Origin of the sequence: Allosphingosinicella indica, from assembly GCF_900177405.1 — a bacterium.
Lineage (GTDB): Bacteria > Pseudomonadota > Alphaproteobacteria > Sphingomonadales > Sphingomonadaceae > Allosphingosinicella > Allosphingosinicella indica.
In genome coordinates, this window is sequence record NZ_LT840185.1 from 846415 (window position 1) to 871667 (window position 25253).

The 25253-nt window shown below is 67.6% G+C and carries 23 protein-coding genes and 1 tRNA gene; 9 read left to right on the forward strand and 15 right to left on the reverse strand.

Translation table 11 applies throughout. The features are described from left to right. Positions 1-1002, forward strand: coding sequence for a histone deacetylase family protein (locus B9N75_RS04270; protein ID WP_085217673.1), 1002 nt, complete (start codon positions 1-3; stop codon positions 1000-1002). 19 nt (positions 1003-1021) lie between these two features. Here the strand turns inward: B9N75_RS04270 and B9N75_RS04275 are convergent, their stop codons facing one another. The 5 genes from B9N75_RS04275 to B9N75_RS04295 form a co-directional block, all read right to left on the reverse strand. After that, complete coding sequence (locus B9N75_RS04275) at positions 1022-1939, reverse strand: energy transducer TonB (RefSeq protein WP_085217674.1); 918 nt, start codon at positions 1937-1939, stop codon at positions 1022-1024. Positions 1940-1985: 46 nt separating this feature from the next. Continuing rightward, positions 1986-2915 carry an electron transfer flavoprotein subunit alpha/FixB family protein gene (locus B9N75_RS04280; RefSeq protein WP_085217675.1) on the reverse strand — a complete coding sequence of 310 codons (930 nt, stop codon included), beginning with the start codon at positions 2913-2915 and terminating at the stop codon, positions 1986-1988. Then, complete coding sequence (locus B9N75_RS04285) at positions 2912-3661, reverse strand: electron transfer flavoprotein subunit beta/FixA family protein (RefSeq protein ID WP_085217676.1); 750 nt, start codon at positions 3659-3661, stop codon at positions 2912-2914. Before B9N75_RS04285 ends, B9N75_RS04280 begins: the two co-directional genes overlap by 4 nt. A gap of 217 nt (positions 3662-3878) precedes the next feature. Beyond that, positions 3879-5078, reverse strand: coding sequence for an ADP-forming succinate--CoA ligase subunit beta (sucC, locus tag B9N75_RS04290; protein ID WP_085217677.1), 1200 nt, complete (start codon positions 5076-5078; stop codon positions 3879-3881). A 92-nt stretch (positions 5079-5170) separates the two neighbouring features. Then, positions 5171-6499, reverse strand: coding sequence for a dihydroorotase (locus tag B9N75_RS04295; RefSeq protein WP_085217678.1), 1329 nt, complete (start codon positions 6497-6499; stop codon positions 5171-5173). Positions 6500-6555: 56 nt separating this feature from the next. Here B9N75_RS04295 and ygfZ point away from each other — a divergent pair, with 56 nt between their 5' ends. The 3 genes from ygfZ (at position 6556) to B9N75_RS04310 (ending at position 10921) form a co-directional block, all read left to right on the forward strand. Then, positions 6556-7287: a CAF17-like 4Fe-4S cluster assembly/insertion protein YgfZ gene (gene ygfZ, locus B9N75_RS04300; protein ID WP_085217679.1), complete on the forward strand. Its 732-nt coding sequence runs from the start codon at positions 6556-6558 to the stop codon at positions 7285-7287. Between the two features lie 168 nt (positions 7288-7455). Next, positions 7456-9111 (forward strand): M28 family metallopeptidase, encoded by a 1656-nt coding sequence (locus tag B9N75_RS04305; protein WP_085217680.1) that lies wholly within the window; start codon positions 7456-7458, stop codon positions 9109-9111. 190 nt (positions 9112-9301) lie between these two features. Continuing rightward, the gene (locus tag B9N75_RS04310) at positions 9302-10921 is read left to right on the forward strand and encodes a DEAD/DEAH box helicase (protein ID WP_085217681.1); all 1620 of its coding nucleotides are present in this window, start codon (positions 9302-9304) and stop codon (positions 10919-10921) included. 109 nt (positions 10922-11030) lie between these two features. On the opposite strand, the gene B9N75_RS04315 is transcribed toward B9N75_RS04310, so the two are convergent. After that, a complete protein-coding gene (locus tag B9N75_RS04315; protein WP_342039341.1) occupies positions 11031-11300 on the reverse strand; it encodes a CBU_0592 family membrane protein in 270 nt (89 codons plus the stop codon). Continuing rightward, positions 11297-13978, reverse strand: a complete 2682-nt coding sequence (gene acnA / locus B9N75_RS04320; RefSeq protein ID WP_085217682.1) for an aconitate hydratase AcnA — start codon at positions 13976-13978, stop codon at positions 11297-11299. Before acnA ends, B9N75_RS04315 begins: the two co-directional genes overlap by 4 nt. A 206-nt stretch (positions 13979-14184) precedes the next feature. Here acnA and B9N75_RS04325 point away from each other — a divergent pair, with 206 nt between their 5' ends. Next, positions 14185-14454, forward strand: a complete 270-nt coding sequence (locus tag B9N75_RS04325) for a hypothetical protein (protein WP_197685132.1) — start codon at positions 14185-14187, stop codon at positions 14452-14454. Positions 14455-14546: 92 nt separating this feature from the next. Here the strand turns inward: B9N75_RS04325 and B9N75_RS04330 are convergent, their stop codons facing one another. Both B9N75_RS04330 and B9N75_RS04335 read right to left on the reverse strand, forming a co-directional pair. Continuing rightward, positions 14547-15482: a peptidylprolyl isomerase gene (locus B9N75_RS04330; protein WP_085217683.1), complete on the reverse strand. Its 936-nt coding sequence runs from the start codon at positions 15480-15482 to the stop codon at positions 14547-14549. A 21-nt stretch (positions 15483-15503) separates the two neighbouring features. Beyond that, positions 15504-16265 carry a sulfite exporter TauE/SafE family protein gene (locus tag B9N75_RS04335; protein WP_085217684.1) on the reverse strand — a complete coding sequence of 254 codons (762 nt, stop codon included), beginning with the start codon at positions 16263-16265 and terminating at the stop codon, positions 15504-15506. 208 nt (positions 16266-16473) lie between these two features. Between B9N75_RS04335 and B9N75_RS04340 the strand changes: the two genes are divergently transcribed. Further along, positions 16474-17163 (forward strand): Crp/Fnr family transcriptional regulator, encoded by a 690-nt coding sequence (locus B9N75_RS04340; protein WP_172840807.1) that lies wholly within the window; start codon positions 16474-16476, stop codon positions 17161-17163. A 7-nt stretch (positions 17164-17170) separates the two neighbouring features. Here B9N75_RS04340 and B9N75_RS13910 read toward each other — a convergent pair whose 3' ends face one another. Next, a complete protein-coding gene (locus tag B9N75_RS13910; RefSeq protein ID WP_157123689.1) occupies positions 17171-17341 on the reverse strand; it encodes a hypothetical protein in 171 nt (56 codons plus the stop codon). Between the two features lie 134 nt (positions 17342-17475). On the opposite strand from B9N75_RS13910, the gene B9N75_RS04345 reads away from it, so the two are divergent. Continuing rightward, complete coding sequence (locus B9N75_RS04345; RefSeq protein WP_085217686.1) at positions 17476-17727, forward strand: hypothetical protein; 252 nt, start codon at positions 17476-17478, stop codon at positions 17725-17727. A 51-nt stretch (positions 17728-17778) separates the two neighbouring features. Here B9N75_RS04345 and B9N75_RS04350 read toward each other — a convergent pair whose 3' ends face one another. Continuing rightward, positions 17779-18318 carry a hypothetical protein gene (locus B9N75_RS04350; protein ID WP_157123690.1) on the reverse strand — a complete coding sequence of 180 codons (540 nt, stop codon included), beginning with the start codon at positions 18316-18318 and terminating at the stop codon, positions 17779-17781. On the opposite strand from B9N75_RS04350, the gene B9N75_RS04355 reads away from it, so the two are divergent. After that, positions 18289-19194: a hypothetical protein gene (locus tag B9N75_RS04355; protein WP_157123691.1), complete on the forward strand. Its 906-nt coding sequence runs from the start codon at positions 18289-18291 to the stop codon at positions 19192-19194. The two genes, B9N75_RS04350 and B9N75_RS04355, sit on opposite strands and share 30 nt — an antisense overlap. Positions 19195-19271: 77 nt before the next feature. Here B9N75_RS04355 and B9N75_RS04360 read toward each other — a convergent pair whose 3' ends face one another. Further along, complete coding sequence (locus B9N75_RS04360; RefSeq protein ID WP_157123692.1) at positions 19272-20780, reverse strand: aldehyde dehydrogenase family protein; 1509 nt, start codon at positions 20778-20780, stop codon at positions 19272-19274. A gap of 88 nt (positions 20781-20868) precedes the next feature. Further along, positions 20869-21633 carry a DUF1134 domain-containing protein gene (locus tag B9N75_RS04365; RefSeq protein ID WP_085217689.1) on the reverse strand — a complete coding sequence of 255 codons (765 nt, stop codon included), beginning with the start codon at positions 21631-21633 and terminating at the stop codon, positions 20869-20871. A gap of 182 nt (positions 21634-21815) precedes the next feature. Here B9N75_RS04365 and B9N75_RS04370 point away from each other — a divergent pair. Next, positions 21816-21908, forward strand: a tRNA-Ser gene (locus B9N75_RS04370). A gap of 10 nt (positions 21909-21918) precedes the next feature. Here the strand turns inward: B9N75_RS04370 and B9N75_RS04375 are convergent. Both B9N75_RS04375 and B9N75_RS04380 read right to left on the reverse strand, forming a co-directional pair. Next, entirely contained in the window at positions 21919-23727 is a 1809-nt protein-coding gene (locus tag B9N75_RS04375) for a DUF885 domain-containing protein (protein WP_085217690.1), read from the reverse strand. Continuing rightward, positions 23724-25253, reverse strand: coding sequence for a tannase/feruloyl esterase family alpha/beta hydrolase (locus B9N75_RS04380; RefSeq protein ID WP_210189348.1), 1530 nt, complete (start codon positions 25251-25253; stop codon positions 23724-23726). The genes B9N75_RS04375 and B9N75_RS04380 overlap by 4 nt, the downstream gene beginning before the upstream one ends.

The following is a 25253-nucleotide window of genomic DNA, read 5'->3' on the forward strand; positions in this document are numbered from 1 at the left end:
ATGCGCCGCTTCTTCGATGACCGGCAGGCCGGCCACGCGCCGGCGGTCGAGCTGCACAACGGCGCCTTCGTCCCCTATGCCGAGCATTCCGGCCGCCTCGCTGCAATCCGCGCGGCGATCGGCCCGACCGTAACGCCGCGCGATCATGGCGAGGCGCCGATCCTCGCCGTCCACCCGGAGCCCTATGTCGCCTTCCTGAAGCGCGCGCATGCCGATTGGCGGGCGGCGGGCCGTGAAGGCGATGCGGCGGGCTATGCCTGGCCGGTCGCACGCCGCCGGGCGCTCGATCTCGCCCGGATCGACGCGAAGCTCGGCCTCTACAGCTACGACGGATCGACGCCGATCGCGGAAGGCACCTGGGACGCCGCATATTGGTCGGCGCAGACCGCACTTTCGGCGCTCGGCGCAGTGCTCACCGGTGACACCGCCGCCTTCGCACTCTGCCGCCCGCCCGGCCACCACGCCGGCGCCGATTATCTCGGGGGTTATTGCTATCTCAACAGCGCCGCGATCGCCGCCGAAGCAGCGACCGCCGCAGGCCGCCGCGTCGCGATCCTCGACGTCGATTATCACCACGGCAACGGCACCCAGGACATCTTCTACGCGCGCGGCGACGTCTTCTTCGCCTCGATCCACGCGGATCCCCGGACCGATTACCCCTTCTTCTGGGGCCATGCCGACGAACGCGGCGAAGGCGCGGGCCGAGGCGGCACGCTCAACCTCCCGCTGCCGCAGGGCACCGGCTGGACGGCCTACGAACCCGCGCTCGATCAGGCACTGGCGGCCATCGCCGATTTCGGCGCCGACCTGCTGATCGTTTCCTACGGCGCCGACACTTACGCCGACGACCCTATCAGCTTCTTCACGCTGCAAACACCGAACTACACCGCCATGGCCCGCCGCATCGCCGCGGCTGGCCTGCCGACCATGATCGTGATGGAAGGCGGCTATGCGGTGGAAGCGCTGGGCGCTAACGTAGAGGCGTTCCTCAGCGGGTTCTGAATCGGGATGCTCTGCGGCGCTAGGGAATTTCGAAGCGCACCGAGTTCACATAATAGGATGCCAGCGGCTTGCCTTCCTTGTCGAGCGCGGGCTCGAAGCGCGCTCGTCTCTTCAAGGCCGCACACACGGCCGTATCGAACCCTTCGGGCCGCGTAGAGCGCTGGATGTGACAATCGGTGGGTTTGCCTTCCGAGTCCACACTCAACCGAAAGTGCACGAGGCCCTGCGCACCCTTACGCAGCAGATCCATCGGATAATCGGACGACCGAAGCCAGTTCGCTGGCGCCTCGGCCGGCATCAGCTTTTTGCTCAGGGACGCATGGCGGGCCACGTCGATGCCCCAATGGGAAAGAAGTTCGTCCATGCATTTGCGAAACGCATTCATTGGTGCGCCCAGCGAGCCCGTGTCCAACACCACTTTGGGCATGCCGGACAGTTGCAACGACAAGAACATGATCGCAGCTTCGCGTTCGGGCGCGATCGGCGGCAGTTCAAACCACCGGCGCACGTCCGGATTATACTGGGCCTCCAGTTTCTCTTTCTCACTATCCGTAAGAGGGGTTATCCGCATCGCCTGCGAAAAAACCAGTGAGGGTCGGTTCGCCGTTTCACCGACAAGGAAGTCTATCTTCTGTGCAGCTTCGGTTGGACCGAATTGCAGCTTGGCATCTCCGCTCTCGCCCCGCCGCTTGAGACGTTTGCCGACCATCGTGACGCGGAAATAATCGTCCGGTTCGAACCGGTCCAATATCAGCAGCGTCGTCCAGTCGCCGGTTCCGAACTGGCGAGCGAGACGGCAACTGTCGGCTGCGTAATTGATCTCCCATTGCGAAGACGGAGCGAGCTGAATTGGCTCTCGTGCAGCATTAGCCGGGTAAACGACCGAACCGGCCAAGGCCAATGCAGCGATAAGGCGGCCGGATAATCGCGAGATCATCCGGCCAGCCTAGATTGCGACCGTGCGCACGTAAAGCGCTAGACGATTACAGCTTCTCGGTCAGTTCAGGGACGATCTTGAACAGATCGCCGACCAGTCCGACGTCGGCGATCTGGAAGATCGGGGCGTCTTCGTCCTTGTTGATCGCGACGATGGTCTTCGAATCCTTCATGCCCGCCAGATGCTGGATCGCGCCCGAGATACCGATCGCGATATAGACTTCGGGCGCGACGATCTTGCCGGTCTGGCCGACCTGATAATCGTTGGGCGCGTAGCCCGCATCGACCGCCGCGCGGCTGGCGCCGACGCCGGCCTTGAGCTTGTCGGCGAGCGGATCGATCAGCGCGTGAAACTGCTCCGAAGAGCCGAGCGCGCGGCCGCCCGATACGATGATCTTGGCGCTGGTGAGCTCCGGCCGCTCGGACTTGGAAAGTTCCGACCCGACGTAGGAGGAGAGGCCCTTGTCGCCGCCGCCGGAGACGGCCTCGACGGTGCCGCTGCCGCCCTCGGCTGCGGCCTTTTCGAACGCGGTGCCGCGCACGGTGATGACCTTCTTCGCGTCCGAAGACTTGACCGTCGCGATCGCGTTGCCGGCGTAGATCGGACGGGTGAACGTGTCCTCGCTCTCGACCGAGAGGATGTCGCTGATCTGCATGACGTCGAGCAGCGCAGCGACGCGCGGCGCGACATTCTTGCCGGTGGTGGTGGCAGGCACCAGGAAGGCGTCGTGATGGCCCATCAGATCGGCGACCAGCGGCGCGACATTCTCGGCGAGATTGTTGGCATAAGCGGAGTCGTCGGCGACATGCACCTTCGACACCCCCGCGATCTTCGCCGCCGCCTCGCCGACGCCGCCGACGCCCTGCCCGGCGACCAGCAAATGCACTTCGCCGAGCTTGGCTGCGGCGGTGACCGTGGCGAGCGTGGCGTCCTTCACCTGGCCGCCGTCATGCTCCACGAGAACGAGGGTCTTCATGCCACCACTCCCAGCGTCTTCAGTTTACCGATGAGTTCGTCGACCGTGCCAACCTTGACGCCCGCCTGGCGCTTGGCCGGTTCCTCGACCTTCAGCGTCTGGAGGCGCGGCGCGATGTCGATGCCGTAATCCTCCGGCGTCTTGGTCGCGAGCGGCTTGGACTTCGCCTTCATGATGTTGGGCAGCGACGCATAACGCGGCTCGTTGAGTCGCAGATCGGTGGTGACGATGGCGGGAAGGTTGAGCTTCACCGTCTCGAGGCCACCGTCCACCTCGCGGGTCACCGTCGCGGCGCCGTCCGCGAGCTCGACCTTCGAGGCGAAGGTGCCCTGCCCCCAGCCGAGCAGCGCGGCGAGCATCTGACCGGTCTGGTTGCTGTCGTCGTCGATCGCCTGCTTGCCGAGGATGACCAGCTCGGGATTTTCCTCCGCGACGACCTTCTGCAGCAGCTTGGCGACGGCGAGCGGCTCGACCTCGGCGTCGGTCTGGATGAGGATCGCGCGATCGGCGCCCATCGCGAGCGCGGTGCGCAGCGTCTCCTGCGCCTTCGCCGGGCCGATCGAGACCGCGACGATCTCGGTCGCCGCGCCCTTTTCCTTGAGGCGGATGGCTTCCTCGACCGCGATCTCGTCGAACGGGTTCATGCTCATCTTGACGTTGGCGAGATCGACGCCCGTGCCGTCGGCCTTCACCCGCGGCTTGACGTTGTAATCGATCACCCGCTTCACCGGGACCAGCAGCTTCATGCTCGCTCCTTCTCAAACTCTCCCTTCTCCCCGGTGGGAGAAGGATACCGCAGCTTGGCGGCAGCGCCGCCTTAGCGGAGGTTGGATGAGGGCGGGCGGCGCCTCGGCGCCGCGCGCCCGCATCTTGCGAGCGCTCACCCCTCACCCAGCTACGACTAGGCAGCACGCTGCCAAGTCTCCGCAACCCTCTCCCCTCAAGGGGCGAGGGAAAATCGACCTACGCCGCCTTGCCGACCTCGGCGACGATCTTGCGCGCCGCGTCGTCCAGATCGTTCGCCGGGACGATGGCGAGGCCGCTGTCCGCCAGGATGCGCTTGCCCTCCGCGACATTGGTGCCTTCGAGGCGGACGACCAGCGGCACGCTCAATTGCACTTCCTTGGCGGCGGCGATGATGCCTTCCGCGATGATGTCGCAGCGCATGATCCCGCCGAAGATGTTGACCAGAATGCCCTTCACCGCCGGATCCGAAAGGATGATCTTGAACGCGGCCGCGACCTTCTCCTTCGAGGCGCCGCCGCCGACATCGCAGAAATTGGCCGGGAAGGCACCGTTCAGCTTGATGATGTCCATCGTCGCCATGGCGAGGCCGGCGCCGTTGACCATGCAGCCGATATTGCCGTCGAGCTTGATGTAGGCGAGGTCGTGCTTCGACGCCTCGATCTCCATCGGATCCTCTTCGGTCTCGTCGCGCAAGTCGGCGAGATCCTTGTGGCGGAACATGGCGTTGGAATCGAAGCCGACCTTGGCGTCCAGCACCATCAACTTGCCGTCACCCGTGATCGCCAGCGGGTTGATCTCGATCTGGCTGGCATCGGTGCCGAGGAACGCGTCGTAGAGCTTTGCCGCGACGTTCGCCGCCTGCTTGGCGAGATCGCCCGTGAGACCGAGCGCCGCCGCGACCGCGCGGCCGTGATGCGGCATGAAGCCCGTCGCCGGGTCGATATCGATCGTGTGGATCTTCTCGGGCGTGTCGTGCGCCACCGTCTCGATGTCCATGCCGCCCTCGGTGGAGACGACCATCGAAATACGCCCGCTCGCCCGGTTGACGAGCAGAGCGAGGTAGAATTCCTTGTCGATATCGACGCCGTCGGTGACGTAGAGGCGGTTGACCTGCTTGCCGGCCTCGCCGGTCTGCACCGTCACGAGCGTGTTGCCGAGCATATCGGTAGCAGCGGCGCGCACCTCATCCTCGCTCTTGGCGAGACGGACGCCGCCCTTGGCGTCCGGGCCCAATTCGTTGAACTTCCCCTTGCCGCGCCCGCCGGCGTGGATCTGCGCCTTCACCACATAGAGCGGCCCGGGCAGCTTTTTCGACGCGGCGACCGCTTCCTCGACGCTCATCGCGGCGAAGCCCGCCGGCACCGGCACGCCGAATTTCGCCAGCAGTTCCTTCGCCTGATATTCGTGGATGTTCATGGGGTGAAAACGTCCTTCACGGGGAAACGGGGAGTCGTGGCCCTAAAGCATAGACTGGGGAGGCGGAGCAAGCGGGACGCGGGCGGGCAGGGTCAACGAAATTCGGTCGCCTCGAAGCGCAGCGGGCGCCCTTCCGCGGCTGCGGCGAGCACGCCGTCCCACATCACCCGGCGGCCGCGAATGATCGTCCCGACGGGCTTGCCGGTCAGCCGCATGCCCTCGAACGGCGACCAGCCGGCGCGCGAAGCGAGCCATTCGCGCTCGATCGTCCATTCGGCCTTGAGGTCGACGATGGTGAAATCGGCGTCGTAGCCTGCCGCGATCCGCCCCTTGCCGACCAGCCCGAAGATGCGCTGCGCCCCCGCCGACGTCAGCTCGACGACGCGCTGGAGCGTGGTGCGCCCCTTCGCGACATGATCGAGCAGCAGCGGCAGCAGCGTCTGCACGCCCGGCATCCCGCTCGGGCTGCCGGGATAGGCATTGCCCTTCTCCTCCAGCGTGTGCGGCGCGTGATCGGAGCCGATCACATCGGGCACGCCCTGGTTGAGCCAGTGCCACAGGCCCTCGCGATGCGCTCCGGAGCGGATCGGCGGGTTCATCTGCGCGAGCGTGCCGAGCCGCGGATAGGCCTCCTCACCGGCCAGCGTCAGATGCTGCGGCGTCACCTCGCAGGTCGCGATATCCTTGTTCTGGGCGATATATTCGAGCTCGGCGGGCGTCGTGACGTGAAGGACATGGATGCGGCGGCGCGCGGCGCGGGCCAGCGCGATGATCCGCCTGGTCGCCATCAGCGCGCTCTCGTCGTCGCGCCAGACGGGGTGGCTGGAGGGATCGCCCGCGATCCGCTCGCCGGCGCGCGCGTTCATCCGCGCCTCGTCCTCCGCATGGATCGCGACGCGGCGGAAGCCGGAGGCGAGCACGCGGCTCAGCGGCTCGTCCTCGGACACCAGCAGATCGCCGGTCGATGCGCCCATGAAGATCTTGACGCCCGCGCAGCCGGTCAGCCGCTCGGCCTCGGCGAGCACCGCGGGATTGGCCGAGGTCGCGCCGATGTAGAAGGCGTGGTCACACCACATCCGGTCCTTCGCCCGCGCCAGCTTGTCCTCGAGCGCAGCGACGCTGTCGGTGTTCGGCTTGGTGTTGGGCATCTCGAACACTGCTGTGACGCCGCCCAGCACCGCGGCGCGGCTGCCGGTCTCCAGATCCTCCTTATGCTCCAGCCCCGGTTCGCGGAAATGGACCTGGCTGTCGATCACGCCGGGCAGAACGGTGAGCCCGGCACAGTCGATCGTCTCGCCGGCATCGCCGCGGACGCCGATGCCCGCGATCTTGCCGCCGATGACGCCGACATCGGCCTCCACCGGCCCGCCGGGCGTCCAGACGATGCCGTTCTTGAGGATGAGATCGTAGGTTTGCGCCATTGCGCGACTCTCCATGGCGGGTTTTCAGATGCTCGCCCGGCTCCTAACTGTTTCGCATGGCTGCCACCACCCTCACCGATCGCGCGCTTCTCCGGATCAATGGAGAGGACGTCCGCGGCTTCCTCCAGGGGCTCGTCACCAACGATCTGAATGCGCTCGCGTCCGATGCGCCATTGTGGGCGGGGCTGCTCGGCGCGCAGGGCAAGGCGCTGTTCGACTTTCTGCTGTGGGCGGACGGCGACGACGTACTGGTGGATTGCGAGGCCGATCAGGCCGATGCGCTCGCCCGCCGGCTGACGCTCTATCGCCTGCGCCGCCCGATCACGATCGCGCGGGAGGAGGGGCTGGCGGTGCATTGGGCGCTGGAAGGCAATCAGGGAACCCCTGACCCGCGCCTCGCCGCGCTCGGCCGGCGCTGGATCGCGGCGCCGGGCGAGGCCGCGACGGGCTGGCGGGCGCACCGGCTGTCGCTCGGCGTCACCGAAGGCGTGGCCGAGCTGGGGCAGGACCAGACGCTCTGGCTCGAATGCAATGCCGCCGAGCTGAACGGCGTCAGCTTCGCCAAGGGCTGCTACGTCGGCCAGGAGAATACCGCGCGGATGAACTGGCGGCAGAAGATCAATCGCCGCCTCGTCGTGACCCCGCTGGATCAGGCGGACGAGAAGCGGCTGCGCGTTCGCTATCCCGATCTCGGCCTTGCCGTCGAGCACCACCGCGTGGACGATCTTGGGGCCGCGATCATCCCCGAGTGGCTAGCGGCGGCGCTTGCGGCGACCGAGCAGAACTAACTCACCTGTCATTCCCGCGAAAGCGGGAACCCAGCCTTCTTGTTGCAACTTGCAACGCCCCGCCTCTCTGGGTTCCCGCTTTCGCGGGAATGACAAACGGTGGGTAGCGGGGTTGCCCTTCGCGCTCTTGGAAGCGCAAGGTGCCCGCATCCCATCCACGGAGCCGTCATGCGTTTTCTTGGCCTTGCCGCACTCGCCCTCACCCTGACGGCCCCCGCCGCCGCCAACCCGATCGACGCCAAGCGGATCGAGCAGGCGGTGAAGATCCTCGGCTCCGATCTGTTCCAGGGCCGCGCGCCGGGCACCCCGGGCGAAACGATCACCGTCGGCTATCTGATCGGCCAGTTCGAGGCGCTGGGTCTCGAGCCGGGCGGCGAGGACGGCGGCTGGACGCAGCAGGTGAACCTGCTCCACACCAAGCTCGGCAAGCCCGAGACGCTCGGCGTCGGTGTCGGCGGTCAGCAGACGCCGTGGACCTTCGCCAAGGACGTGTACGTCTCGACGCTCCAGCCCGCGAACCGCGTCGCGATCGACAAGGCCGAAATGGTGTTCGTCGGCTATGGCGTGAACGCGCCGGAGCGGAAGTGGGACGATTTCGGCAACATCGATCTCAAGGGCAAGGTTGCCGTCTTCCTCGTCAACGATCCCGATTTCGAGGCGAAGAAGGGCGAGCCGGTCGCGGGCACGTTCGGCGGGCGGACTATGACCTATTACGGCCGCTGGACCTACAAGTTCGAGGAGGCGGCGCGGCGCGGCGCGGTCGGCGCGCTGATCGTCCACGACACGCCGGGCGCGGGCTACGGCTGGTCCACCGTCATCGCGCCGGGCGCCGAGAATTACGACATCGCGCGCAAGCCGGAGGACGTGACGAGCCTCCAGCTCCAGGGCTGGATCAGCGGCGAGGCCGCCGCGGACCTGTTCCGCCGCGCCGGGCTCGATCTCGCCAAGGAGCGTGTCCGCGCGCGCACCGCCGCCTTCACCGCCGCGCCGCTGAAAGGCGCGACGTTCAGCGCCGCCTTCCCGGTGGAGCAGGACGTGGTGCCGAGCCAGAACGTGATCGCCAAGATCCCCGGCAAGGCACGGCCCGACGAGACGGTGATGATCGGTGCGCATTGGGACGCCTATGGCATCGGCGCGCCCGATGCCGAGGGCCGCACCGTCCGCGCCGGCGCCAACGACGACGGCGTCGGCCTCGCCGCGATGTTCGAGATCGCGCGCGCCTTCAAGGCGGGGCCGGCGCCGGACCGGACGGTGGTCTTCGCCGCCTGGACGGCCGAGGAACGCGGCCTGCTCGGTTCCGAATATTATGCGCTCAACCCGCTCTATCCGCACGCCAAGACAGTCGCGAACCTGACCGTCGACGTGCTGCAGACCGCGGGCCGTGCGCGCGATGTGATCCTGATCGGCAAGGGGCAGAACAGCCTGGAGGACGATCTCGCCCGGCTGGCCAAGGGCCAAGGGCGCACGATCACGCCCGACAGCGCGCCCGAGCGCGGTCTCTTCTACCGCGCCGACCACTTCCCGCTCGCCAAGCGCGGCGTGCCGGTGCTGCTGATGATGGGTCTCGGTGGCGGCGCGGACCTGATTGAAGGCGGGCGCGCAGCCGGCGAGGCGTGGGTCGCCGACTATACCGCCAAACGCTATCACACCCCCGGCGATCGCTGGGACGAGGGCTGGAACCTGGCTGGCGCGATCGAGGACATCGATCTCGTCCGCCAGCTTGCGGTCGAGCTCGCAAATTCGAACCGCTGGCCGGGCTGGAAGGACGGTTCCGAGTTCAAGCAGGTGCGCGACGAGACGGCTGCGGATCGCGCTTTGCCTTGACTTTTTGCGCCGCAACACGCACATGGCCCGCATCGAGGCGCCATGCAGCGTGATCGGGCCGCAACCGGCCCCGGCTCCGCCTCGTCAGGATTTATCCAAGGCTTCCCATATCACGCGGGGCGCTATCACCCCGCCACCCGGCCGCATCTGCGTGTCCGGGCCATGGCCTTATTTGTGAGTTACAGACATAATGACGTTTCAGTCACTCGGGCTTTCTGAGCCCGTTCTCAAGGCGCTCGAGCAGAAGAATTACGGCGCCCCGACCCCGATCCAGAGCCAGGCGATCCCGACCCTGCTGGATGGCCGCGATCTGCTGGGCATCGCGCAGACCGGCACCGGCAAGACGGCGGCGTTCATGCTGCCGTCGATCGACCGCCTGGTCGCCGCCAACCGCCCGCCCATGCCCGGCTCGTGCCGGATGCTGGTGCTCGCGCCCACGCGCGAGCTCGCCAGCCAGATCGCCGACAGCGCGCGGGCCTATGCCCGCTTCGCACGGCTTTCGGTCGCCTGCGTGTTCGGCGGCACCCCGATCGGCCGCAACCGCCGCGCCATGCAGCCCGGCGTCGACATCCTCGTCGCCACCCCCGGCCGTCTCATGGACCTCATCGATCAGCGCATCGTGCGGCTCGACGGGCTCGATATCTTCGTGCTCGACGAGGCGGACCAGATGCTGGACCTGGGCTTCATCCACACGCTGAAGCGTATCGTCCGGCTGCTGCCGAAGAAGCGGCAGAGCCTCTTCTTCTCGGCTACCATGCCGAAGTCGATCCGCGAGCTGGCCGACGCCTTCCTCACTAATCCCGCCGAGGTTTCGGTGAAGCCCGCCGCCTCGACCGCCGAGCGCGTGTCGCAGCAGGTGACCTTCGTCAACCAGGCGGAGAAGCAGGCGCTGCTTACCATCCAGCTCCGCGATCCCGCGATCGACCGCGCGCTCGTCTTCACCCGCACCAAGCATGGTGCCGACCGCGTTGTGCGGCTGCTCGCCGGCAACGGCATCCAGGCGAATGCGATCCACGGTAACAAGAGCCAGCCGGCGCGTGAGAAGGCGCTCGCCGCCTTCCGTTCGGGCCAGGTGCCGATCCTCGTCGCGACCGACATCGCGGCGCGCGGCATCGACGTCTCGGGCGTCAGCCACGTCTTCAATTTCGAGCTGCCGAACGTGCCCGAGCAATATGTCCACCGCATCGGCCGCACCGCGCGCGCTGGCGCCGAGGGCATCGCGGTCAGCTTCTGCGCCGATGACGAGCGGTCTTATCTTCGCGATATCGAGAAGCTCATCCGCCAGAAGGTCGAGGTCGTGCCGCTGCCGGCCGGCTTCATGATCGAAGCGGAGAAGGTCAAGAACAGCCGTGTCGCCGTCCGCCCCGAGCGCGACGAGATGCCGCGTCATCGCGGGCATGGCGATCGCGGCGGGCGCGGTGAATATCGCGGCTATGGCGATCGCAACGAAGGTGCGCGCCGTCCCGATCGCGGTCCACGCCGCCCGGATCATCGTGGTGGAAGCCCACGCGATGCGCATATGCCGCGCCGCGACGGTGCCGGCTTCGATCCGCTCGGCGCCGCCCGTCCGGAGCGCAACGAGGAAGGCCGCACCCCGGCCCGCCATCCACGCCCGGCGCAGCGCTACCACGCCCAGCCGGCAGGTGCGCGTCGCGAGGGGCCGCATGGCGAGCAGCGTCCGCGCCGCGAAGGCCCGGCCGATCATCGCGGCCCGCGCCGCGAGGGCGGCCCGCGTCGTGAAGGCGGCAACGGGCAGCGCGGACCGCGCCACCACGGCAACCGTCCCCAGCGCCGCCCCGAAGCGCGCTGACGCGAACATTCTCGTCCCCGCGAAAGCGGGGACCCAGTTTCATCGGTCACCGCCGTTGCTGGGTTCCCGCTTTCGCGGGAATGACAAAAGAAGGGGTAGCGCCGCGCGATCAGACCGCGGGCGGCGCCCTCCGGCTCCGTGCGATCGCCCACAGCGCGTAGATACCGATCCCGGCCCACACGACGTTGAGCACCGCCGACGGATAAGCGCCGTTATAGCCGCTGTTCAAAATGAAGCCGGCCGCACCCAGAACGTTCAACCACTGATACAATGGCGAACGCGCATCGACGCGGCCGGTGGTGAGCAGCCAGTAGGCGCCCAATATCATCAGCGCCGCCACCCAGCCGATGGCTTCGACGGCGACCGCGATCGCGGTCAAGCAGCCAGATTCCTCAGCACATAGTGCAGGATGCCGCCGTGCCGGAAATATTCCAGCTCGTTGGCGGTATCGATGCGAACGCGGGCCGCGAAGCTGGTCTTGCTGCCGTCGGCGCGCTCGACCTTCACTTCGATCTCCTGCCGCGGCGACAGGTTCGCGACGCCGGTGATGGTGAAGCGCTCATCGCCGGTGAGGCCCAGCGTCTCGCGGTTCTCGCCGGGCAGGAACTGCAACGGCAGCACGCCCATGCCGACGAGGTTGGAGCGGTGGATGCGCTCGAAGCTTTCGGCGATCACCGCGCGGACGCCGAGCAGGTTGGTGCCCTTTGCTGCCCAGTCACGGCTGGAGCCGGTGCCATATTCCTTGCCCGCGAGGACGACGAGCGCGGTGCCCTCGTCGCGATATTTCATCGCCGCATCATAGATCGGCATGACTTCGTTCGATGGAACGTGACGGGTGACGCCGCCCTCGATCCCCGGCGTCATCGCATTCTTGATGCGGATGTTGGCGAAGGTGCCGCGCATCATCACTTCGTGATTGCCGCGGCGGGCGCCGTAGGAGTTGAAGTCGGCGCGGGCCACCTGATGGCCGGTGAGATAGGTGCCGGCCGGGCTGTCCGCCTTGATCGAGCCCGCCGGGCTGATGTGATCGGTGGTGATGCTGTCGCCAAAAATGGCGAGCGGCCGCGCCGCCTCGATGTCGGTGAGCGGCTTGGGCGTCATCGACATACCCTCGAAATAGGGCGGGTTCTGGATGTAGGTCGAACCCGCGGACCAGGCGTAGGTCTCGCCACCGGTCACCGCGATGCCGCGCCATTGATCGTCACCCTTGTAGACGTCGGCATAGCGCGTCGCGAACATGTCGGCGTTGACGTGCGCGTCGATCAGCGTCCGCACCTCGTCGTTGGTCGGCCAGATGTCCTTGAGGTACACCGGCTCTCCGGCGCGATCCCGGCCGATCGGGTCGTGGACCATCGATCCGCGCACGTCGCCCTTCAGCGCATAAGCGACGACCAGCGGCGGCGAGGCGAGATAGTTGGCGCGCACGTCCGGCGAGACGCGGCCCTCGAAATTGCGGTTGCCCGAGAGGACCGACGCGGCGACCAGATCATGGTCGTTGATCGTCTTCGAGATCGGCGCCGGCAGCGGGCCGGAATTGCCGATGCAGGTGGTGCAGCCGTAGCCGACGAGATCGAAGCCGATCGCGTCGAGATCGTCCTGCAGCCCCGCCTTCTCGAGATAGTCGGTGACGACCTGGCTGCCCGGCGCGAGGCTGGTCTTGACCCAGGGCTTGCTGTCGAGCCCCTTTTCACGCGCCTTGCGGGCGACGAGGCCGGCGGCGACCAGCACCGACGGGTTGGAGGTGTTGGTGCATGAGGTGATCGCCGCGATCACCACGTCACCGTGGCCAAGGTCATGCGCCTCACCCGCGACCTGAAAACGCTCCGAACCGTCCTTGCCGCCATATTCACCGCCCAGCGCGTCGGCGAATTCCTTATGGAGATCGGCGAGCAGCACCTTGTCCTGCGGGCGCTTGGGGCCGGCGAGCGACGGCTCGACCGTGCCCATGTCGAGCTGGAGCGTATCGGTGAACACCGGCTCCGCCGCGTTCGGATCAAGCCAGAAGCCCTGCGTCTTGGCATAGGCTTCGACCAGCGCGATCTCTTCGGCCGGGCGGCTGGTGAGGCGCAGATAGTCGAGCGTCTTGTCGTCGATCCCGAAGAAGCCGCAGGTCGCGCCATATTCGGGCGCCATGTTGGCGATGGTCGCGCGATCGGCGATCGACAGCGCCGACACGCCGGGGCCGTAAAATTCCACAAACCGCCCGACGACGCCGCGCTTGCGGAGCATCTGGGTGACCGTGAGCACCAGATCCGTCGCGGTGATGCCTTCCTTGAGCGCGCCCGAGAGGTGGAAGCCGACCACTTCCGGGATCAGCATCGACACCGGCTGGCCGAGCATCGCGGCCTCAGCCTCGATGCCACCGACGCCCCAGCCGAGCACGCCGAGGCCATTGACCATCGTCGTATGGCTGTCGGTGCCGACGAGCGTGTCAGGGTAGGCAACCTCCTGCCCGGAGGCGTCCTTCGACGACCAGACGGAGCGCGCGATATGCTCGAGGTTCACCTGATGGCAGATGCCGGTGCCCGGCGGCACCACCTTGAAATTGTCGAACGCGCCCGATCCCCATTTCAGGAACTCGTAGCGCTCGATGTTGCGCTCATATTCCAGTGCGACATTCTTTTCGAACGCCTTGGGCGTACCGAACTCGTCGACCATCACGCTGTGATCGATGACGAGATGGACCGGCACCTGCGGGTTGATCTTCTCCGGATTGCCGCCGAGCGCCTTCATCGCATCGCGCATCGCGGCAAGATCGACGACCGCGGGAACGCCGGTGAAATCCTGCATCAGTACGCGCGCGGGACGATACTGGATTTCGGCGGTGGAGGTCTTCTCGCGCTGCCAATCGACGATCGCCTGCACGTCGGCGCGGGTGACGGTGGTGCCGTCCTCGAAGCGCAGCAGATTCTCGAGCAGCACCTTCATCGAGAAGGGCAGGCGCGAGACGTCGCCGAGCGCCGACGCCGCCTTTTCGAGCGAATAATAAGCGTAGCTCTTGCCGCCGACCTGGAGCGTGGAGCGGGTGTTCAGGCTGTCCTGTCCGGTGGCGGTCATAAATCCCTCGTCTGAAAGTGGAACTTTCAGCCGGGCAGCGCCGCCCGGCCCCCTGTTACGCGCGCCTTAGCAAGAGCGGCGGAGTCGCGAAAGGCGACACGCGAAAATCGTCGCGCGGAAGATGCGGAGCGATCCGCTGCGACAGGCCGATGCAACCCAATCGACTCCCAACTCGTTACACCCGCAACTGAACAAGGAGCCGAAGTATGGCGACCAGCATCGTAGAAGCGCGCGGCGGATGCATCATCCCTCAGGCAGCGCAGCGTGGGTATCACATTGTCTATCGCGAGCATCAGGTGAACCATTGCCCTGGCTGCGGCCATACGCACTGGTATATCGGCCGGGTGATGGCGGAATGCGCCTTCTGCCAGACTGCGCTGCCGTTGGAGACCGCGCCGCTGGTTGCGGGCGGCCAGATCGTCCGTACCGTGCGCCGGCCGATGATGCCGCAGGTCGAGCAGGCCTTCGCCGCCTGATCCTTCCGCAGGTCTAGCCTTCGGCGGCGGGGAATGGGCCGCCGCCGCGCGGCGCCGGTCCTTCTCGCATCGGGCGAGGGCCGGCGCCTTGCTTATTGCGCGCGGCGGGTGGGCACGTTGACGTTGCAAAGGTCGATGCCGCCTGCCGGCACGTCGAAGAATTCGCCGCCGCGGTTGGCGCGGCCCTTCACATAGAGCGAGAAAGCATCGCTGTCGGTGCGCATCACCTGGAAACGCGGCCGCGCAGCGTCCGGAAGGTCGGCCGCGATCGCGGCGCTCTTGATCGGGATATGATCGCGCGCCTCCTTGATCATTCCGAGCGCCTCGGTGCCGCGCTTGCGAGCCGTCATCGTCTCGATTCCCTCCAGCACGCGGCCGACCGTCGCGATGTTGCGATCGAGATGGCGCGGCGCGTGACCGATCACCGCGTATAGCTCTCCGCCGGTGCCAGTGTCGGGCGAAAGATCGCGCCCCGCGCCCACCATGCCGTAGCAATGCGCAAGCCAGGCGGTCTTGGCCGCGGGATCGTACGCGACCGGCCAGCCGAGCGCATGACCCGCGGCGCTGGCATAGCTGTCGGGATAGCCGAGCGGGCGGATCGCGAGGCCGTCGAGCGAACGGACATATTCCGCCGGCGGCGCCTTGACGACGCCGGCGGGCAAAGGCCTGTCGCCGGCGTTGACCCCCCATTGCACGACATAATTGTCCTGCACGCGGTAGATGGAGGCGCCGTCCCACCAGCCCGCCTTGGCGAGCGCGCGGATATTGGCGACATGCACCGGCGCGAATTCGGGCGCGAGCTCGATCGCGACCTTCGATCCGTCGCCCAGCTCCATCAGCAGCAGATTTTCCGGCGCCACGTCGCGCCACGCATCGGCGGGCGCCGCGGCCACGACCGCGGTCGGCTCGGTCGCGCCCTTGACCGGGGCCGGCGTCCAGCCCTTCCCGGCCTCCGGTGCTTCGGTCTTGGGCGCTGGATTGCAGGCGGCAACGGCGAGCGCGAAGGCGGAAACGGCGAGGCGGAGCATGGAGCGGTCCTTTCGGGAAGATCAGGCGAGCGCCCGATAGATGCCGTAGAGGCTGGTCAGCGTCAGCACGACGCCGACCATGAGGATGAGCCCGCGGGCGGGCACGCGGCGGGCGATCACGGCGCCGAACGGCGCGGCGACGAGGCCACCGATCAGCAGGCCGCCAGTCGCGATGGTGAACGCCTCCAGCCCCAGCGCGGCGAGAAAGGTGGCGGAGATGGTGACGGTGAGGAAGAATTCGGCGGCGTTGACTGTGCCGATCGTCTTCCTGGGATCGGCGCCCTGGACGAGCAGATTGCTGGTGACGACCGGGCCCCAGCCGCCGCCACCCGCCGCATCGAGAAATCCGCCGATGAGGCCGAGCGGGGCGATCACTTTGGGCTGGCGCGGCTTGTGGGCATGGCGGATGCCGCGCCACAGCAGATAGAAACCGATCGCCGAGAGATAGGCGAGCACCAGCGGCCGTGCGGTGTCGGCGTGGATCTGGGTCAGCAGATAGGCGCCGCACACGCCGCCGATCATGCCGGGGATCACGAGCCGCGCGAACAGCCGCCCGTCGATGTTGCGATGCGCCAGATGGCTGATCCCCGACGCCGCGGTGGTGAACGTCTCCACCGTATGAACCCCGGCCGAAGCCGCCGCGGGCGGCACGCCCATGCTGATCAGCAAGGTGGAGGAGATGACGCCGAACGCCATGCCGAGCGCGCCATCGATAAGCTGCGCGGCGAAGCCGATGGCGATGAACGGAAGGAGGTCGTTGATGCTGATGCCGGCTTCGAACATGCGCCCCCCTGCCCTCGCCGCGGGACTGTCCGGCACGGCCCGCCAAGGATTCCGGCTAAGCGCACCGCGCGCAAGCGCTTTGTCGCGAACGTGAAAATTGCGCGCCGGAGCCGGTGCATAACATAGTTTGTCTCCCGCTCGGTCCGGCTTGCCTAAGACGATGCGGTCCGTGGCGATCCCGCGGCCGTGTTCTCAGGGGGTTCGACGAGTGCTGAAGCCTGACTTCGCCCGGTTGCTGGACGAAGCCGACATCGCTGCGCTGGAACAGGTCGCTGCCCGCACGGTGCGGGATGTCGGCCCGCGCCGCGACATGATCCGCGAGGGCGATCCCCCGCGCGGCTTCGCGATCATCATCGAAGGCTGGGCCTGCCGCTACAAGGCGTTGCACGACGGACGCCGGCAGATCCTTTCCTTTCTGCTGCCCGGCGACATCGCCTACATGGGGTGGGGCAACGACAGCGAGGCGGATCACAGTATCGCAAGCATAACCCCGGTACAGGTCGCCCAGATCGGGCGCGACGACATCGACATGTTGGTCGATAGCCGCAGGCCGCTGAGGCGAATGCTGCGCCACGCGGTGTTCGCCGAGGCGCGGATGCAGCGCGAATGGCTGCTCAACCTCGGCCAGCGCTCCGCCTACGAGCGCATCGCGCACCTGCTCTGCGAAACCTTCGTGCGCGCATCGGGCAAGATCGTACGCGGCGGAAGCGTGGATTTTCCGCTCACCCAAGTCGATCTCGCCGACGCCACGGGACTGACTCCGGTCCACGTCAACCGGACGCTGCGCGCGCTCCGTCGCGACAGGCTGATCGAAATCCACAGCCGCACGCTGCAAGTGCCGGATCTCGCCGCGCTCCGCGCCGCCGGCGCATTCAGCGATACCTATCTGCCGATGTGAGTTGTGGTCAGGCGTCGCTCTCGGCGGCTTCCTGCTGGCCCGAGGCGACGATCAGGCTCGCATATTCCTCGGCCAGATGCTTGTGGCTGCTGGCGGCGCGAGGATCGGTGGCGCGCTGCGCCGCAATCTCCTCCTGGGCGATCCGGCTCAGATAATAATCGCGGTCGGTCTTATCCATCGCAGATCCCCCCGGGACTCGGTGAGAGACGAAATATAGCACCGCACGCCGAAGCGAGCGAATCAAATGGATCAGCCGCACTGGTGGTAATCGTGATGGCGGACTATCGTGGCGGACAGCTATGGAGACGGCCCGTGCGTAACTTTGTGCTTTGTATTTCGGCACTTGCTTTGCCGGGCTGCGTCGCGCGAACCGCCGTCGATATCGTGACGCTGCCGGTGAAGGCGGTGTCGGGCGGGGTCGACATGCTGACCACCAGCCAATCGGAAGCCGACGAGAAACGCGGCCGCCAGATCCGCAAATATGAAGAGTGCGTCGGCAAGGAAGATCGCCGCGCTCGCCGCGAGGACCGCGCGCCCGATTACAGCCGCTGCGAGCGCCGCTGACGCCTTGCCGCGCCATGAACGGCCGGTTCAGGGGGAACTCACGGCCTTGATCTAGATTGGTCGTTTCGACCGAAAGGACGAGTGATGCGTAAGATCCTGATCACGATGCTTATGGCTGCGACGGCGATCACCCCGGCGCTGGCCGAACCCAAGCACGGTCGCGGCGGCGGCAAGGACGCCCGGGCCGAGCGCCACGAGGCGCGCGGCGGCGGTGAACGGCGTGGCGGAGGCCAGCGCGAGATGCGCGCGGCGCGTGGCGGCGGCAATGCTGCTCGCGCCGAACGCAGTGGCCGCGGCGGTGAACGGCGCGCCGAGCGTCGCGAGGCCCGCCCCGATCGTGGACCCGCGCGGCGCGATTTCGTACGGGCCGAGCGGCGTCAGGAACGGCCCAAGCAGGCAAGACAGCAGCCGCGCGCCGATCGCATGGCTTTCACACGCGCCGATCGCGGCAACGCCCGCAAGGCGCAGCGCGGCCCCGATCGTCGCGCCAAGGCCGAGGCGCGCCAGCACAATCGTTTCGCGAAGCAGCATCGTGCCGAGCCGCGGCGCGAGATGCGGCGCATGGCCCGCACTGAGGATCGGCGCGCCCACGGACGGCGCGACTTCGACCGGGCGCGCGCCGTTCCCGCCCGCGCCGTCTGGAACGACGATCGCCGCGCCTATCGCGCGTTCGCCAAGCGCGAACAGCACCGGCTGCGCGATATGCGCAAGGCGGATCGCGCCTTCGCGCGTGCGGCGGAGAAGCGTGAGGCGCGCTGGCAGCGGGCCTTCGCGCAGCGCGGCCCGCGCGCGATCGGCCCGCAATACAATTTCGCCCCCGCCTATGCGCTTACGCCTGCTTATGTCGCGGCCCCGTCATATGGCTACGCCTCGGTTTATGGCTACACGCCACAATATGGCTATGCCAGCTATGCACCGAGCTATGGCTACGACGCTTATGGCTATGAAGATTACGGTTATGACAGCGGAGGCGGGCTGCTCGGCAGCGGTTCGCTCGGCCTGTTCAGCGGACTCCTCCCCGTATTGCTTAGCCAGATCGGGCTTGGCGACAGCCTCGGCGGCCTGACGGGGCTGACCGGCGATACCGACGGCTATGGCTATCAGGACGCCGGCTACGCCTATGACAATCCCTATGGCGGCTATGCCTATGCCGATCAGGGCTATCCGACTTACGGCGACTATGCCGGCTACGACGCGATGGGCGGCGGCTACGAAGACGCCGGTTACGACCAGGGCGGCCTAGGCGGTCTTCTCGGCGGCGGGCTGCTCGGCGGCAGCGGCGGTCTCGGCAGCACGGAAAGCCTGCTGCCGATCGTCGCGAGCGCGCTGGGCGGCGGCTTCGGCACCTCCGAGACGCTGCTTGCCGGTTCCGATCCCTACGCGACGGGCGGCAGCGCGCTGGGCGGGCTCGGCGGGTTGGGCGGCGGTGGCCTCGCCGGCGCCCTGCTGCCCTCGCTTCTGGGCTGAACATGTTCCCGGCGCACGCCGGGGTCCAGTGTTCCGCATAACAGGGAGACTGGACCCCGGCTTTCGCCGGGGCCCGATTACAGCGCGATCGCGACCGTTTTGAGCTCGGTATAGGCTTCGATGCCGTAGCGCCCGCTCTCGCGTCCAAAGCCCGATTGCTTGAACCCGCCGAAGGGCAGCGACGTGTCCGCCGCCGAGGGGCAATTGCCCCAGACCATGCCGGCTTTGACCTTTGCGGCAAGCTTGTGCATCGCCGACACGTCGCGCGTCCACACGCTGGCGGCGAGGCCGTAATTGGTGTCGTTCGCGGCCTTGGCGACCGCGTCGAGATCGTCGAAGCGCTGCGCGGTCAGCACCGGCCCGAAGATCTCCTCGCGCACCACGCTCATGTCGGGGTTCACGTCGACAAGGATGGTCGGATTGACGAACCAGCCGTCGCCGCCCGGCGTGTCGCCGCCGGCGAGCACCGTCGCGCCCGCCTTGCGACCCTGATCGATATATCCGAGCACCCGCTCATGCTGCTCGGTCGAGACCAGCGGGCCCATCATCGTATCGGGGGCGAGGCTGGGGCCGACCTTCCACTTGCCGGCATTGTCGGCGACCACCTCCAGCAATTTGTCGAATACGTCGCGGTGCGCGAACAGCCGCGATCCGGCAATGCACACCTGCCCCGCATTGGCGAAGATCGAGCGCGCGGCGCCCGCCGCCGTCTTCTCGATGTCGACGTCCGGAAGCACGATCACCGGCGATTTGCCGCCGAGCTCCAGCGTGACGCGCTTCAGCGTGTCGGTCGCGGCGCGGTTGATGATCTTGCCGACCTCGGTCGATCCGGTGAACGCCACCTTGTCGACGTCGGGATGGCGAACGAGCCGGTCGCCCGCAGTCTCGCCGTCGCCGGTGACGATGTTGAGCACGCCCGCGGGAATGCCCGCTTCCGCCACCAGATCCGCGAAGCGCAGCGCCGAAAGCGATGTCTGCTCGGCGGGCTTCAGCACCACCGTGCAGCCCGCCGACAGCGCCGGCGCGATCTTCTGCACCGCCATCATCAGCGGGAAGTTCCACGGCACGATCTGCGCGGCGACGCCGATCGGCTCACGTCGGACATAGGCGTGGATGCTGCCGGTCGGCATGCCCGATGGCTCGATATGCTCGCCCGTCAGCTTGGTCGCCCAGCCCGCCATGTAGCGCAGCGCAGCGACGCATTTGGGAAGATCGTAACCCTGGCTGGCGCTGCGCGGCTTGCCGTTGTCGATCGACTCGATCTCGGCGATCTCGGGAATGTTCGCTTCTAGCAGGTCGGCGAGCTTCTCGACCAGGCGCTGGCGCTGATATGGCGGCAATCCGGACCAGCGGCCATCGTCGAAGGCGCGGCGCGCCGCGGCGACGGCGCGATCGACATCCGCGTCCGACGCGTCGACGATCGCGACAATCTCCTTGCCGGTCGACGGATCGAACACCGGGATGCGCTTGCCGTGCGAGGATTCGACCCATTCGCCGTCGATGAACAGCTTCGGCGCGCGCTTGAGGAAGGCCTGCACCGCATCGGAATAAGCGGGCTGGGTGGCGATCTTGGGCATCTCGTTCATGGAGGCTTCCTGAAGCTTTGGGGATGGCGTGCCGCGGCCTATACACAGCCGCGCCGCAAACCCCCAGCCCCGGAAACCGGTCAGCCGTTTAGAACGGTATCCAGTTCGTCTTCTCGGTGAACTTCATATAGCCGGCGTTGACGCCGAGGCGGAGGCCGACGCCGAGCCGCACGGGGATCAGCACCACGTCGCCGCGGCGGAGATAGGTCGCGGCGAAACCGCCGACCGCATAGGCGCGCCCTTCAGCCGCCGGATAGCGGCGGTAAAGCTTCTGCGTGTCGTTGAGATTGTAGACGAGGACGAACACCTTGTTCGCGTCCGCGCCCGCATCGAAGCCGATCGACGGGCCGGTCCAGTAGACGGGCCGGTCGCCCTCGATGCGATGCCGCATCGTTCCCGATCCATAGCGCACGCCGACGACGAACGCGCCACCCGCTTCCTGGCCCGCGATATAGGCGACCGGCTCGCCCTGATCCTTGAGGATATTCTCGAGCAGGCCGGCGAGGCCCTCGGCGCCTTTGCCGAACACGCCCTCTGCGGCGCTGAACACGTCCTCGCGCGGCAGCGTGTCGCTGGGCGCGGTGAGCGGCGGATCGGCCGCGCGCTGGGCGGGCGCGGCGTAGCTGCCGCCCTGATCGACCGGCGTATACTCCTGGGCCGGCGGCGCGCTCTGATAGGGATCGTAAGCGTCCGACTGGTAGGTGTTGGTCGGCGGCGGCGCCGCATCGGCCGGGGCGCGATAATCGCCGGCGCTGTTGGGATCGATCTGGTTGATCTGCGCCGGCGCCGGCCCGGCGACGGCGAGCGACAGCGCGGCCGCGGCAAGCAGCGAGCGGAGCGAGGCGGTAATCATGGCACAAATCCCCCGAGACAGGGGGCAAGGTTAACGCGCGCGCGGCTTTCCCGGCAATGAACGGGCGGCAGGGCGAGTCGATGGCGCGCCGAAACGAGTCCGGCGTGCGGCGGATCGCCGCGCCGCAAACGACCGTTGACCCCCAAGCGAAGCCGCCGCTATAGCCCGCGCTTCGGCGCTTCGGAGACGTGGGTGAGTGGCTGAAACCAGCGGTTTGCTAAACCGCCGTAGGGGGATTACTCCTACCGAGGGTTCGAATCCCTCCGTCTCCGCCAGCAGCGCCGCTCAGCCCTTCGCCCAATCCGCCACGGCGCGTTCCAGTACGGCCAGCGGCACGGGACCGGATTCGAGGACCAGATCGTGGAACGCGCGGACGTCGAAGGCGGCGCCTTTCGTTTTGCGCGCCGCCTCTCGTGCGGCAACGATGCGGTTGGCGCCTACTTTGAAGCTGCACGCCTGCCCCGGATAGACGGCGTAGCGCGTCACTTCGCGCTCGGTCGCCAGCGGCTGCTCGCCCGCATTGTCGACCATCCACTGCACCGCCTTGTCCTTGCTCCACCGTTCGTGGTGCATGCCGGTATCGACGACGATCCGCGCGGCGCGGAACAACTGCGACTGGAGATGGCCGATGCGGCCGAACGGATCGCTTTCGAAAATGCCGAGCTCGTCCGCGACCTGTTGCGCGTAGAGCGCCCAGCCTTCGGTATAGGCGGAGAAGCGGACGATCTTGCGGAACAACGGCAGCGCCGGCGCGTGGGCGAGAACGCTGTACTGGAAATGGTGGCCAGGCACCGCCTCATGGTGGGTGAGCGTCGGCAGCCGCCACGTCGCATGCTCGCCGGGGTTCTTGAGGTTGAGCGAATAGACGCCGGGCTGACCCGGGCCGCCATCCGAATAGAAAGCGCCAGGCGCGCCGGATTCAATCGCGGGCGGGATGCGGCGGACGACGATGGGATCGACCGCGACATTGCCGAAGGCGCGCGGCAGCCGCTCGACCACCTGCTTGATCTGCGCCTCGGCGAGCGCGATCAGCTTGGCGCGGCCGGCATCGTCGTCGGAGACGTGAAAGCGTGCATCCTTGTTGAGCGCCGCGATCCGCGCACCGACGCTGCCCTGCGACAGGCCCTGCGCCTTCAGCAGCGTGTCGATCTCGGCGATCAACTCCTCGCACTGTGCGAGGCCGACCTTGTGCAACTCGCCCGGCGCGATGTCGGCCGTGGTGTTGGCGCGGACGGCGGCGGCATAATAGGCATCGCCGTCGGGAAGCCGCCACACGCCACCGGTATCGACCGCGCGCGGCGCCACCGCCTTCAGCGCCGCCGCCTGCCGGTCGAGCGCGGGTGCAATCTCCTTGGCGAAGATCGCCGCGGCGCGCGGGCCGTAATCGCCGAGCCCCTTGTCCGCGATGCGCTTGAGGGCCGGCGCGATCAGCGCGGATTGCAGCGGCGGGCCGTCGCGCAGACCTTCGATCTGCGGCAGGGTGCGGGCGATGACGAAATCGGGCGGGATGACGCCGATGCCGGCATCGTGCGCGATGCGCGCGCTTTCCTGATCGATCGCGACGGCGAGCGCTGAAAGCCGCGCGAGCCACGCGTCGGCATCCGCCTTGGTCTCAATCGGGTGGCGCGATCCGATGAAGTCCGGCAGCCAGTAATAAGCGCCGTTCATCTGGCTCACGACATAGGGGCTGGGACGGAGGTTGCCGTCGACATAGCCGTAGCGCGCGAGGAGATCGTCGAGCGTTTCGTAGACGAAACCCGCGACGTCGTAATCGAGCGCGCCGCGCGGCGTCAGGCGGGCGCGGTCGATCGCCTTGAGGTCCGCGATCGCCTGACGGATCGCCGCGCGATCGGTGGCGCGCGCAGCGAGCGAGCGGTCGTCGAGCCTGGCGCGCAGCGCGGCATTGGCGCCGACGTCATAATCATTGCCGGTCGCTTCCTCGGGCGATCGGCGGAGATAGGCTTCGCTATGCCGCTGGAGCAGCGCCGCGAGCGCCGCATCGGTATCGCCGGCGGCGGCGAACGCACCTGCGGGGATCGCGCCGGCGAACGCGCCCGCGGCGGCGCCCTGGAGGAAGATGCGGCGGTCGATCATTCGGAACTCCAGACGTTCAACATGCGGACATCCCGCTCGCTGCCGGCGGGCGCGGGAAAGGATTGGATGAAGGTCGGGCCTTCGGGATCGGCAGCGCCGGTACGGTGCGCGGCGCGCAGGCGATCGGGCGCCTCGCCGTGTTCCATCCAGGCCTCCATCGCGGCAATATAGTCGATGGCGAAGGCGCCGTCGCCGCCCCAGCAATGCTCCATGCCCGGCACCATCACCAGCCGCGCGAAATCGCGCGTCGCCCTGGCGCCGCCCATCGTCCGCGTCACCGCGCCATAATAATCGACACTGTTGAGCGGCGCGACGCGGGCGTCGGCCCAGCCGTGATAGATGAGCAGCTTGCCGCCCGCGTCGCGGAAGGCGCGCAGGTCTGGATTGGAGGCGGTGTAAAGCATTTCATTTTCGCGGAGGCGTTCGGGATCGCGATCGAAATCGAAGGCGCTCGCCTCCCAGCCGGGGCCGAAGTCGCTCTGGATGTAGCGTGTGGTGTCGGTGCCGGAGAGCGTCGCCCCCGCCGGCTTGCCGTCGAGCGGCAGAAAGGCGAGCCAGCCCTGCTCCGATCCCGGCAGAAAGCCGCCGCCGAAATAGGTAGGGCGGCCCTGCGAGTCGATCGGCCCGGTATAGACTGCGCGCGCGGCGGAAACCTGCTCGGCGTTGAGGCAGCCGCCTTCCTGGCCGTCGCGGCATTGCAAGGATGCGGGATCGAAGCCGCGGCGGGGATCGTCGATCACGCCGTCCCGGCGTCCGTCACGCGCATCGAGCTTCGCGATCGCGGCGCCGTGGAGCAAGTCAATCGCGGCGCGGTCGAACATAGGGCTGCCGTCGGCGCGCGCGAGCTGCTGGAGCGTCCAGACGAAGCTCATCACCGTACCGGCTTCGCTCACCACCGGCGCGCCCGCGATGATGCCGTCGAAATCGTGCGGGAAGCGCTGCGCGGAGACGAGGGCCTGCCGCCCGCCGGTCGAGCAGCCCATGAAGTAGGAATGCTTCGGCCGGGCGCCGTAGAACGCGGCGACGACCGCCTTGGCGGTCTGCGCGGTGCGATGCGTGGCGCGATATCCGAAGTCGATCTTCGCCTCGATGTTGCGCCACGCCCAAAGGCCGTCGCCCGGCCCCGAGCGATGCCCCATGTCGGAGATGATGCAGGCATAGCCGCGCCGCAGCGGATAATCGCACTCGCGTGCCCAGATGCTCTCGCCGGCGATGCCGCACGATCCGGTGCAGCCGGCGTAGAACAGCTTGCCGTTCCACCCGGTGGTGGGGAGGACGATCTCGAAACCGGTATTGGGCGAAACGTAGCCGCGCACGCGGCAGATCGCCGGGCGCTGGCCATCCGCCGTCAACGCGTTCGCGCCGGTGATGTGCGCCGGCGCTTCGGGCGGAAGTTCGAGCTTTGCGGTAGCGAGCGCGGCGCACGCCGCCGGCTCGACCGGGCTTTCTACGGGCGCCGCCTCCGCGCGACCCGCCGCCAGCAGCGCAAAGGCTGCGGCGGCGAGCGAGCGGCGGATCACGCCCAC

Excerpts from the sequence above, each read along its gene's own strand:
- B9N75_RS04295 (WP_085217678.1), bottom strand. The coding sequence starts at position 6,499 with ATGGCGCAAACCTACGATCTCATCCTCAAGAACGGCATCGTCTGGACG.
- B9N75_RS04275 (WP_085217674.1), bottom strand. The coding sequence starts at position 1,939 with ATGATCTCGCGATTATCCGGCCGCCTTATCGCTGCATTGGCCTTGGCC.
- B9N75_RS04310 (WP_085217681.1), top strand. The coding sequence starts at position 9,302 with ATGACGTTTCAGTCACTCGGGCTTTCTGAGCCCGTTCTCAAGGCGCTC.
- sucC (WP_085217677.1), bottom strand. The coding sequence starts at position 5,078 with ATGAACATCCACGAATATCAGGCGAAGGAACTGCTGGCGAAATTCGGC.
- B9N75_RS13910 (WP_157123689.1), bottom strand. The coding sequence starts at position 17,341 with ATGGATAAGACCGACCGCGATTATTATCTGAGCCGGATCGCCCAGGAG.
- B9N75_RS04335 (WP_085217684.1), bottom strand. The coding sequence starts at position 16,265 with ATGTTCGAAGCCGGCATCAGCATCAACGACCTCCTTCCGTTCATCGCC.
- B9N75_RS04305 (WP_085217680.1), top strand. The coding sequence starts at position 7,456 with ATGCGTTTTCTTGGCCTTGCCGCACTCGCCCTCACCCTGACGGCCCCC.
- B9N75_RS04375 (WP_085217690.1), bottom strand. The coding sequence starts at position 23,727 with ATGATCGACCGCCGCATCTTCCTCCAGGGCGCCGCCGCGGGCGCGTTC.
- B9N75_RS04360 (WP_157123692.1), bottom strand. The coding sequence starts at position 20,780 with ATGAACGAGATGCCCAAGATCGCCACCCAGCCCGCTTATTCCGATGCG.
- B9N75_RS04330 (WP_085217683.1), bottom strand. The coding sequence starts at position 15,482 with ATGCTCCGCCTCGCCGTTTCCGCCTTCGCGCTCGCCGTTGCCGCCTGC.
- acnA (WP_085217682.1), bottom strand. The coding sequence starts at position 13,978 with ATGACCGCCACCGGACAGGACAGCCTGAACACCCGCTCCACGCTCCAG.
- B9N75_RS04365 (WP_085217689.1), bottom strand. The coding sequence starts at position 21,633 with ATGATTACCGCCTCGCTCCGCTCGCTGCTTGCCGCGGCCGCGCTGTCG.
- B9N75_RS04280 (WP_085217675.1), bottom strand. The coding sequence starts at position 2,915 with ATGAAGACCCTCGTTCTCGTGGAGCATGACGGCGGCCAGGTGAAGGAC.
- ygfZ (WP_085217679.1), top strand. The coding sequence starts at position 6,556 with ATGGCTGCCACCACCCTCACCGATCGCGCGCTTCTCCGGATCAATGGA.
- B9N75_RS04325 (WP_197685132.1), top strand. The coding sequence starts at position 14,185 with ATGGCGACCAGCATCGTAGAAGCGCGCGGCGGATGCATCATCCCTCAG.
- B9N75_RS04270 (WP_085217673.1), top strand. The coding sequence starts at position 1 with ATGCGCCGCTTCTTCGATGACCGGCAGGCCGGCCACGCGCCGGCGGTC.
- B9N75_RS04285 (WP_085217676.1), bottom strand. The coding sequence starts at position 3,661 with ATGAAGCTGCTGGTCCCGGTGAAGCGGGTGATCGATTACAACGTCAAG.
- B9N75_RS04355 (WP_157123691.1), top strand. The coding sequence starts at position 18,289 with ATGGCCCGCACTGAGGATCGGCGCGCCCACGGACGGCGCGACTTCGAC.